3 protein-coding genes are annotated in these 2,422 nt (G+C 67.3%); 2 read left to right on the plus strand and 1 reads right to left on the minus strand.

Annotated elements, in window-relative coordinates; all coding sequences use genetic code 11:
• On the minus strand, positions 1 to 1,410 hold a 1,410-nt coding region (locus tag B118_RS0124735; RefSeq protein ID WP_043542098.1), incomplete at its 3' end, for an RCC1-like domain-containing protein.
• Between the two features lie 109 nt (positions 1,411 to 1,519).
• Here B118_RS0124735 and B118_RS32580 point away from each other — a divergent pair.
• Entirely contained in the window at positions 1,520 to 1,666 is a 147-nt protein-coding gene (locus B118_RS32580; protein WP_018221395.1) for a hypothetical protein, read from the plus strand.
• Between the two features lie 216 nt (positions 1,667 to 1,882).
• On the plus strand, positions 1,883 to 2,422 hold a 540-nt coding region (locus B118_RS0124745), incomplete at its 3' end, for an RCC1 domain-containing protein (protein ID WP_043542102.1).

The following is a 2,422-nucleotide window of genomic DNA, read 5'->3' on the forward strand; positions in this document are numbered from 1 at the left end:
CAGGGGCACGGTGGCCAGGGTTGTGCCGTTGGTGCGGAGGGTGATGGTTCCGGTGGGGGTGTCGACGTTGCAGGTGACGGTGGCGGTGAGGGTGACATCCTGATCCGCCCTCGGCTTTCGTGGCATGACCTGCAGGGTGGTGGTGGACGTTGGAAGGGCGGCAAGCGCCATGCTGTGTTGGCCGCCGGCGGCGACGGCGGTGATCGTGACACCGGCGGGCAGGTCAACGTCCGCCGGGGTACTCCTGTTGGTGGTGTCCCCGTTTCCCAACTGGCCGGAGACGTTTCTGCCCCAGGCGACGACGGCGCCGGCGGCGGCTAGCGCCAGACCATAGTCGAATCCGGCGGCGACGGCGGTGATCGTCATGCCGGCCGGCAGGTCAACGTCCACCGGTGTACTGCTACCGGTGGTGGTTCCGTTCCCCAACTGGCCAGAGACGTTTCTGCCCCAGGCGACGACGGCACCGGCGGCGGCTAGCGCCAGACTGTGTAGGCCGCCGGCGGCGACGGCGGTGATCGTGACACCGGCGGGCAGGTCAACGTCCGCCGGGGTACTCCTGTTGGTGGTGTCCCCGTTGCCCAACTGGCCATCCGCATTGTTGCCCCAGGCGAAGGCAGCGCCGGTGGACGTTAGCGCCAGACTATGGGCGGCACCGGCGGCGACGGCGGTGATCGTCGTGCCGGCCGGTAGGTCAACGTCCACCGGCGTACTGCTACCGGTGGTGGTCCCGTTCCCCAATTGACCGTTGCTGTTGTCGCCCCAGGCGAGGACAGCGCCAGTGGACGTCAACGCCAGGCTGTAGGCGGCACCGGCGGCGACGGCGGTAATCGTGACACCGGCGGGGAGGCTGACGCCCACCGGCGTGCTCACGTTTGTGGTCCCCCCGTTGCCCAGCTGACCATGTAGGTTCTCGCCCCAGGCAAGGACGGTACCGGCGGACGTCAACGCCAGACTATGGAAGGCGCCGGCGGCGATAGCGGTGAACGTCGTGCCGGCGGGCAGGTCAACGTCCACCGGGGTACTCCTGTTGGTGGTGTCCCCGTTTCCCAACTGGCCGGAGAAGTTTCTGCCCCAGGCAAGGACAGCGCCGGTGGACGTTAGCGCCAGACTATGTAGGCCGCCAGCGGCGACGGCGGTGATCGTCGTGCCGGCCGGCAGGTCAACGTCCACCGGCGTACTGCTACCGGTGATGGTCCCGTTGCCCAGTTGACCGTCGCTGTTGTCGCCCCAGGCAAAGTAGGTGTCCGACGCACGGATCGCCGCTGATGGCCCGTTCTCTGCGGCTGCGAGCGACATAGTGGCCGCCTGCGTGACCATCACCGCCAACACCAGAAAGACCAAGCCGGTGATGGCCCGCCCCACCCGGCATGCTTCGGTGCCACGGCCGGGCCACCGGCAGAGTCTTCGCATCACTCCAACCCCCAAGCAGGCAAGCAGCGCCAACAGGACAGACGCAAGTGTCAACCACTTATCCCGCACAGATGTGGAGAAACGCCCTCAAGCAGACATCCAGCCATAGGTGCGGCATGACTTACGACTACCTGATCTCACCCGCACCACCGTCCCCGCCGCCGTCGGCGCCCCCACTCGCGTCGCTGGCCTCGCGAACGTGATCGTCCTCGACGCCGACTCGTCCACCACGCTGACCGCAGATGTGGTCGCGTGACGATGGCGTTCGAGAGTTCGGCCCTTCCCATGGTGCGGGAGTCGTCTGCCACGGGGACGGCTGAAGGGCCCCCCGCCCGCCGTTCCTTGTCGGGTGCCGACCGGCGATTTTAGCTGGATGCCCCCGTTAGGGCGTTTCTCCCCATAGACAGGTGATAGTTGATGGAACATTGCGCTTGTTCTATTGACGGTGTTTGCCTGCGTGGAGGTAGAAACAATGGGGAGCCCCTGCCGATGGGCAGGCGATGGCGCGGGCCGAGTGGGCCGGGCCATCACCGGCTGGTTTCTTCTGGTGTTGGTGGTGATGGTCACGCAGGCGGTCGCCGTGTGGCCGGCGGTCGCGCAGGACACGCCAGCACCGTTCGGTGCCGCCTCGGACACCATCCTCGCCTGGGGCAGCAATTTCTTCGGCGAGCTGGGCAACGGGACCACCACCAACAGCAGCACACCCGTCGCCGTCAGCCTGCCCGCGGACACCGCTGCCGTCGCCATCGCCGCCGGTGATGCCCACAGTGTGGCGTTGACGGCCGCCGGTACCGTCCTTGCCTGGGGCGACAACTCGCACGGTCAGTTGGGTGATGGGACTGGCGCTGACAGCTTGACGCCGGTTGGGGTCAGCCTGCCTGCGGGGGTCACGGCCTCCGCTGTCGCCGCTGGTCGCGACCATAGTGTGGCGTTGACGTCTGCCGGCACTGTGCTCGCGTGGGGTGGGAACTCGTTTGGTCAGTTGGGTGATGGGACCGTTGTTGACCGCAGT

Origin of the sequence: Salinispora pacifica CNR114, assembly GCF_000514775.1 — a bacterium.
Taxonomy (GTDB): Bacteria; Actinomycetota; Actinomycetes; order Mycobacteriales; family Micromonosporaceae; genus Micromonospora; species Micromonospora pacifica.